At 55.1% G+C, this 7,452-nt stretch carries 7 protein-coding genes; 5 read left to right on the top strand and 2 right to left on the bottom strand.

The genetic code is table 11. The features are described 5' to 3' along the window. Window positions 1-5: 5 nt before the first annotated feature. Window positions 6-578, bottom strand: coding sequence for a hypothetical protein (locus ACOSYY_RS01985; RefSeq protein WP_421660592.1), 573 nt, complete (start codon window positions 576-578; stop codon window positions 6-8). 143 nt (window positions 579-721) lie between these two features. Here ACOSYY_RS01985 and ACOSYY_RS01980 point away from each other — a divergent pair, with 143 nt between their 5' ends. Further along, complete coding sequence (locus ACOSYY_RS01980; protein WP_421660591.1) at window positions 722-1,366, top strand: hypothetical protein; 645 nt, start codon at window positions 722-724, stop codon at window positions 1,364-1,366. A gap of 261 nt (window positions 1,367-1,627) precedes the next feature. Here the strand turns inward: ACOSYY_RS01980 and ACOSYY_RS01975 are convergent, their stop codons facing one another. Further along, the gene (locus ACOSYY_RS01975; protein ID WP_421660590.1) at window positions 1,628-2,269 is read right to left on the bottom strand and encodes a hypothetical protein; all 642 of its coding nucleotides are present in this window, start codon (window positions 2,267-2,269) and stop codon (window positions 1,628-1,630) included. A 277-nt stretch (window positions 2,270-2,546) separates the two neighbouring features. Between ACOSYY_RS01975 and ACOSYY_RS01970 the strand changes: the two genes are divergently transcribed. The 4 genes from ACOSYY_RS01970 to ACOSYY_RS01955 all read left to right on the top strand — a co-directional run. Then, window positions 2,547-3,866, top strand: coding sequence for an NAD(P)/FAD-dependent oxidoreductase (locus ACOSYY_RS01970; protein WP_421660589.1), 1,320 nt, complete (start codon window positions 2,547-2,549; stop codon window positions 3,864-3,866). Between the two features lie 404 nt (window positions 3,867-4,270). Then, the gene (locus ACOSYY_RS01965) at window positions 4,271-5,551 is read left to right on the top strand and encodes an NAD(P)/FAD-dependent oxidoreductase (protein ID WP_421660588.1); all 1,281 of its coding nucleotides are present in this window, start codon (window positions 4,271-4,273) and stop codon (window positions 5,549-5,551) included. Between the two features lie 211 nt (window positions 5,552-5,762). Beyond that, window positions 5,763-6,119 carry a hypothetical protein gene (locus ACOSYY_RS01960; protein WP_421660587.1) on the top strand — a complete coding sequence of 119 codons (357 nt, stop codon included), beginning with the start codon at window positions 5,763-5,765 and terminating at the stop codon, window positions 6,117-6,119. 755 nt (window positions 6,120-6,874) lie between these two features. After that, on the top strand, window positions 6,875-7,452 hold a 578-nt coding region (locus ACOSYY_RS01955), incomplete at its 3' end, for a c-type cytochrome (RefSeq protein ID WP_421660586.1).

The raw sequence follows: 7,452 nt of genomic DNA, 5'->3' as shown, positions 1-7,452 counted from the left end.
GACAACTAGGTCGCTGCACTGTCCTGAATGCGGTAGCGCTTCCTTATGGCAGTTATTGTTTGCTTGGCTTCGATTTCGTCAAGCCCTGCGCCGAATCGATGAGTTCTTGCCCCATACTCGAAAGTCATCACCCCGCCGCCGATTCCCCACAATTGGAGACTGGACGAGAGCTCCAACGGATTGAACCCCGCTTGCCCGGCTCGAAGATCCCGCATCTGGAGAAGATCATATGCTTTGTCAAAGCCGAAACCTCCGATGTCACGCCGGATTCTGAATGTCTGTCCGCGCACGGTGATAATCTCCTTCCCTAGCATCTGCCATAACCACGCGTAGACGGCGATCACCCCACCGATCGTCCAGACGCCAAACCATGCCAGCATGAAGGACTCCCCATCGGGCGGGGCATCGCCGTTCAAAAACTGGGCGGCGACCATGACTTCGGCCACGGCCCAACCACAGATCCAAAACCCCAGCAAACAAATCACAAACCAGCTTCGCCGACAAGGCATGACGATGCGTAGGCCCTGCGATGTATCTGTGATGGTGATTCGAGACGCAGCTGGTTGTATCTTTGCCATCGGGGTTCACGTTCTGAAGCGATCGGCATTATTACATGGATGAACGGTGAGTCCCACAAAATATGGACTGATTCGATGAGTCTTCTACGGCGTTCGGCGGCTCATTGATTTCTCTCCGCCTACTTCTTAAAATCCCTCGCCTCATGAGCAAGATCGCCACTGCGGTGCTTACGGTTTGCCTTTCGCTATTCCTCGCGGGCTGCCCGGTCCGGCCTCGTCCGTTGAGCCAGCCTGAAACCATTGTCGCGGAAGGGGCGTATGTGCATGAAAAGTCCGGTATGACGTTCCCTCTCTCGGTGGGAGACTATCGACGAACCGAAATCATCCGGTACGATGAGCAAAATCTCGATGTGAGCGCGGGATACGACTTATACGATGGTCGACGCAAGGTTGCCGCAACCGTCTATGTGTACCCAGCTCCGTCACCTCTTTCGATTGGGGCTCTGATGAACACCGTCGTCTCAGGAAGGGCGATCCTGACGAAGAAAGAGTTTGAGGCGCGGACGCGGGAAATTCTACACGCCCATCCCGGTGGGAAACTGATGGAGGATACCGAAATGTCGATCCCGATCGGCGGGGTAACCCGTGTCGGGCGGATAGCGACCTTTGAGTATGAGCAAAACTTTGCAGGGCAATATCAGATGGTGCGATCACATCTGTGCATGTTCGACTTTGTCGGCGGGAAATGGACGCTGAAGTACCGGATCACGTATCCCAAGAATTTAGAAACCACCAGCGAAATAGACGCACTTCTCCAGGGCGTCCCATGGAATGTTCCTCAGGGCTGAGCATGGGCACTAAGACACACACTCGACGGGGAGCCAAAGGGGGATAGCAGTTTCGAGACGAACGGCGTTGCCTGATATCCATCACAGTGTGTTTGGCTATAGCCTTTGAGCGCCGTCGATGTTCGTTTCCGGAGTTCTCCGAAGGCAACGACGATTGGTGGCAGGACTCTTGTCCACAGTGAGCCGACGGGACAGCTATTCCACGGATTATCACAGATCGGACATCATAGAGACCGTTTCGCGATGGGCAGAGTTGTCGGTTCAATGAGCCGGAATGTTCGGGCCGATTTTCTCAAGGATGACTTGTTTCACCTGCTTCGCGAAGCGCTTGGAGACTTCCAGGTTTCGCAGAACATGGCCTGACTCTGAGACGTTGTATGTAGCCGGTGGGGTCTGTGTGGTGATCGTGGCCTCAAAGACGACTGCCAGCATCTTGCTCGGTTTTCCGCTCTTCCGGTCGATCCCGTAGGCTTCTTTTATTGAGACTTTCGGCAACACTTCGACATCGGCGCTCGCCGTTCTGTGAGGTTTTAATAAACCGGATCGACTCCCATTATCCTCGATGAGCCTGATGATCGGATCTGCCTCGAGTTCGCTCCGGATCTGTTCCGCCACTACCCCTCTTGATCGCTCCGCCTTCTCCATTTGTGCATCCAGCACCGGTGGGGCGAGGTTGACATAGATCGGATCCGACAGCTGCCGTTTCGACATCCGGCCGAGCTGTTCCCCGATCTCGTGCGCGAGTGCTTGTGCGCCATCCTCATCAATGCGATGGACATTGTTTTCGACGTTCCCATTGGCCGCATGGTAACCGCCGGAACAGGCCGCAATCATGAAAAAGGCAGCGGCGATAGGCATGATTCCCTGTATCACATGAATAACTTGGCGAGCGTTGAAGGCCATGGGGTGTACTCCTTTTCCTCTCGATGCGGTGAAAACCGCACATGAAGTCTTATGCAATGAGGTAAGTGTAGCAGCACCAAAACCGCGGCCTAAGCCATTTGACTATTGTCATCACATGGATTCAAGAAACCATCGGACGTGCCGATTCTTAGAGGGAGAATGTTCAAGCGGATTTGGAGGAAGTCTTTGACAGTTTCCTTGTAGACAAGTAGCCTGATTTGCATGTCTGGTCTTGTTACGTGGGATTCTGAGTGAGCCTGCCGTTACATTTCATCCCATGACTCGAAAACGCGTCGTCATCATCGGAGGCGGGTTTGGAGGCATGACGGCGGCGCGCTTTCTGCGCGATGCCGAGGTGATTCTCATCGACCGCACGAATCACCATGTCTTTCAACCCTTGCTTTATCAAGTGGCCACCGCCGCGTTGTCCCCGAGCGACATTGCATGGCCGTTACGCACGCTTTTTCGCTCACAGCCCAACGTCCGCGTGGTGATGGACGAGGTGGCGGTCATCGATCGAACCGCTCGAGTGATCCAACTTCGGGACAGCGCTCCCATTTCCTTTGATGCCTTGATTGTCGCTCCAGGCTCACGCCACGCCTATTTCGGGCACGATGAGTGGGAGCCGCTGGCTCCAGGGCTCAAAACCATGGCGGATGCCATCCATTTGCGAGAGCGGATGTTGCTGGCATTTGAGGTGGCGGAACGGCAACGAGCCGAGACCGGCACGCAGAATCGCCTCACCTTCGTCATCGTGGGAGGCGGTCCTACGGGAGTCGAGTTGGCCGGTTCGCTTCTCGAAATCGGGAGAAAAGCAATGGGGCCGGATTATCCTCATTTGCGCTTGGAGGATCTCTCCATCATCCTCGTCGAGGCCGGCCCGCGTATTCTGCCGGGGTTTGATGCCACACTATCCGTAAAAGCGCTGAGGGTGCTGGAGCACATGGGCGTGACGGTCAAACTCAATAACCCGGTAACCGCAGTCCGTCCCGATGGGGTCATGGTCGGCAACGAATGGGTTGCGTCTACCAATGTGATTTGGGCGGCGGGCAACAAAGCATCGTCTTTGTTAAATACTCTGGCAGTCCCTCAGGATTCGTGCGGCCGGGTCAAAGTCCACCCGGACCTGACGATTCCGGATGAGTCCTGGATCTTCGTCATTGGTGACGCAGCTCATTGTCTTGGCCGCGACGGCAAACCTTTGCCGGGCATCGCTCCAGTGGCTATGCGAGAAGGACGATATGTTGCGGAACTGATTAATCGGAACCTAGACCCAGACCGGCGGTCACCGTTTACCTACACGGATCGTGGCATGTTGGCGACGATCGGCCGCGCCCAAGCCGTCGCTCAGATCGGCCCGTTCCATGCCTCCGGTCTCATGGCCTGGGCGCTCTGGTGTATCGTCCACATTTTCTTCCTCATCGGTCTTAGGAACCGGATACGCGTGATGTCGGAATGGACGTGGTATTACCTCACCTTCAAACCAGGTGCGAGATTGCTATGTGAACAACCTTCCGATCAGCCCTATGTACCAACCAAAGACCCGGTACGTGAAACCCCCGTCGAGAATCGCCCATCGTCACGTCGCGCGGCGTAATGCCGGTAATCGTCGGACCAGCCACTCTCATCTATCCATCGCCGATATTCGTTGGAAGTGCCTTCCCTAGCCTTCCAGAAGCATCGTCACCGATCCTGGCGATATGATTAGAATGTGACCTTCTTAGGTCTTTCCTATCTCAATCAAGCAGGATAAAGTGCAGATCATGCGGAAGGCTGCGGATCTTGTCGGTGTGAGATCCGGACGGCCGGCTTTACGATTCCCGTTCATCGTTCACTCACGCTGATAGAGTCGGAAAAACACGAAGCGGACTCTGTTCGAGGTCCGACGCCGATAGAGACTGTGTGAAGCTGCACTGTGCGTCGGCGGCGTCCGTAAGACCCATATATTCCGCGGCAAGCCGGGGGAATCATACCTTCGCAGAGCACGGTAGACACGGTAGAATGGTCGGCAAGCAGGTCGTCATTATTGGCGGTGGGTTCGGAGGTCTGTCGGTTGCGCGTTCCTTGCGCAACATCGATGTCACTCTCATTGACCGCACGAATCACCATGTCTTTCAACCCCTGCTCTATCAAGTAGCCACTGCCGCGTTGTCAGCCGGTGATATTGCCTGGCCTCTACGCACGCTCTTTCGTTCGCAACGCAACGTCCGCGTCATGATGGATGACGTGGTGACGATCGATCGGACTGCTCGGGTGGTCAGCCTGCGGGACAGTGCGCCGATTACCTTCGATATCCTGATTCTCGCGCCGGGCTCGCGCCACGCCTATTTCGGCCATGACGAGTGGGAGTCGTTTGCGCCCGGACTCAAGACGATGACCGATGCCGTCCGGCTTCGAGAGAAGATGTTGCTCGCCTTTGAGGACGCGGAACGACGCAGGACCTCGGCCGGCGATCAGAGCCGGCTGACGTTCGTCATCGTTGGAGGAGGGCCGACCGGAGTTGAATTAGCCGGTGCGCTGGCCGAGCTCGGCAGAAAAGCCATGGGACCGGACTTTCCCCACTTGCGGCTTGAGGACCTTTCAATCCTGCTTGTGGAGGCGGGTCCACGCATTCTTCCGGGATTCAATTCCAAGCTTTCGGCAAAAGCCGCCGCAGCGCTTACACGCATGGGGGTGACAATTAAACTCAATAGCCCGGTGAGCGCCGTTCTTGCCGACCGTGTGAGGATTGGACAGGAATGGATTCCCTCGACGAACGTCATTTGGGCGGCAGGCAATCGAGCGTCTCCCCTCCTGGACACAGTCTCGGCTCCACAAGACTCCTTTGGCAGGATCAAGGTCCGGCCGGATCTGACGATTCCGGACGATCCGTGGATCTTCGTCATCGGTGATGCAGCGCATTGCGTGGGGCAGGATATGAAACCGTTGCCGGGAGTGGCGCCTGTCGCGATACAGCAGGGAAGGTATGTTGCCGATCTCATCGATCATGATACCGCTCCGGAGGAACGGTCACCATTTGTGTATAAGAATCGAGGTATGCTTGCGACGATTGGCCGCGCGCAAGCCGTGGCTCAACTCGGCCCGATCAACGCGTCGGGACTCTTTGCATGGCTGCTCTGGTGCGTCGTCCATATTTTCTTCCTGATCAGCTTCCGGAACCGATTACGGGTCATGTCGGAATGGGTCTGGTACTACCTCACTTTTAAGCCGGGCGCGAAGTTGATTTTTGAACGGCCTGCTGCCGCTCGCGACACACCGTCAACCGATCATGGGCATGAGTGAGTCGGTAAAGACCCATACGGCATTCTAGCGGACTGCTTTGCTCACGCGGACTCTAACATCCAGCAGCAGCTCCATCATTGCCGCCCAACGTAAGAATCACTGGTGAATGCCTCTTTAGTCAGGTCTTTCCACCTGTCAGGATAGTAGCCTAATCCCCCTCCCTGTATTACCGTTTCCTCTCCGTTCAGACTTTTCGTGAAAGGAGCGAAACATGCCTCCAGGACTCCTATCAAAAATTGGAATCGATTGCATGCTCTCAAAGGGATGCGACGGCTTGAGGGGCGACGGTTGCGTGTATGAACTATCGTCCTCTCATGTTGCCATCTCAAACCCTGAAAAGCTTCGACCTGGCGATTATGTCAAAATTCGTTTGTGGTTCCCCGATGAAACCGCTTATAGCGTGATCGAGTTAGCGGAAGTTCAATGGGTCAAGAATGAATGGATCAAGATCGAGCTCCTTCTTGTTTCACCTACGGACCAAGCGCGGCTCAGACAGTTCGTGGCTCCCAATGCAAACTACCCGCCGGCACCGGCGAGAATAGGCGAACACATCATGATTCGCGCATGACAATCACGCAATAGCGACGCTGGGAAAACTACGGCCTTGCCATCGGCGAGAGCATTTGGTGGAATATACATGGGTGAAGGTAGTTGCTTGCGGATGCCCACCCGTCAGCAGCAAGAGATTTCTTCTCCCTCCAGAAGAAATCTACCTTCACCCAAAATTTTGCCTTCTTAAAAGTTGGGACAGCGGTGTAACCATTGGGTGAATGCGATCATATACGGCTCTGAGCCGGCTCTGGTTCGAAATAGATCATATGGCGTACATTCACGATTTTCCTCTCGCACAATGAGCCCTATTCTGTAACCAGACTGATCACACATAGTGATGGATTGGGAGGCCATGATGGAAAACCAAATCGGCCGGCGGGGACCTATCCGACAGGACCTTCATGGAAAAGCCTGTCCTTTCTGTGGGGGAAAGACCTACCAACTTGTCCTTCGAGCTTCCGGAACACCTGACAGCTCGAGCCTATTCGTTCGTTGTCGCCAATGCAACCACCCGCGGAACCTGGATACCGACCTCAAAAGCATCCTCTGGATGTGACTATGGCAGTGTGGGAGTGGCTTATGAGAACGAATCTCTCTCTGCCGCTTGGTCAACTATGATTCAACTCTCTCCGCCTGATTGAATCAGGCCTAGTTCTTCTCTAGCAGCATATTTTTGACGAGCACATCAACGCCTCAACTCCGCATCACTTCTAAACTTTTATTGCAGATTGCCTATCTCCCTTCTAGAATCAGGTCTCTGCGGAGGTCGATATGCCCTCAATTCTCTGTGCTCATCGTCCAGCACTCTTGATCGTCTTGGGTTTTCTTGTAGTGGGATGCGCGGCTCATCACGGGCGTGATCCCAATTCACAGCAGCAAGCGGGCGCGAACCAACACCTTCCAACGGTTCCGCCTCTCGCGGGGAAGCTCACAACAGATCCTAATGAGCCGCGCACCCCGCGAGAGAACGCCATCCCTAGCGCTGCTGCTGACCGCCAAGCTATTCAGCGGGGGAACGCGCTTTTTCATGGCAAGGCCGGTTGCGTTGGCTGCCACAGTAACAAGGGTCAGGACGCCAACCGTTTCAATCCAGACAATTCGACAATCGCTCTGCCTCCCACAGATCTACGGACATCAAGCGAGAAACCTGTGCGTCAGCTGTATCTGATCGTCAAGTATGGGATTCCCGGAACGAGCATGCCGCCCCTCGGGGATAGGGGAACGTTTCGCAACGAAGACATTCTGGCTATCATTGCCTACCTTTTAGACCTTCAAGGCAACGCACGTCCGCTTGATCTGATCGCCAGCCAGAGCGTACGCCCTCATACTGACACGGATGTCGCCTTATC

It is taken from the genome of Nitrospira sp. BLG_2 (assembly GCF_049222245.1).
Note: the sequence above shows the minus strand (reverse complement) of the source record. Positions and strands in the feature narration are given on the sequence as shown.

Coding starts and splice junctions, on each gene's coding strand:
- ACOSYY_RS01985 (WP_421660592.1), bottom strand. CDS start 578: ATGGCAAAGATACAACCAGCTGCGTCTCGAATCACCATCACAGATACA.
- ACOSYY_RS01980 (WP_421660591.1), top strand. CDS start 722: ATGAGCAAGATCGCCACTGCGGTGCTTACGGTTTGCCTTTCGCTATTC.
- ACOSYY_RS01975 (WP_421660590.1), bottom strand. CDS start 2,269: ATGGCCTTCAACGCTCGCCAAGTTATTCATGTGATACAGGGAATCATG.
- ACOSYY_RS01970 (WP_421660589.1), top strand. CDS start 2,547: ATGACTCGAAAACGCGTCGTCATCATCGGAGGCGGGTTTGGAGGCATG.
- ACOSYY_RS01965 (WP_421660588.1), top strand. CDS start 4,271: ATGGTCGGCAAGCAGGTCGTCATTATTGGCGGTGGGTTCGGAGGTCTG.
- ACOSYY_RS01960 (WP_421660587.1), top strand. CDS start 5,763: ATGCCTCCAGGACTCCTATCAAAAATTGGAATCGATTGCATGCTCTCA.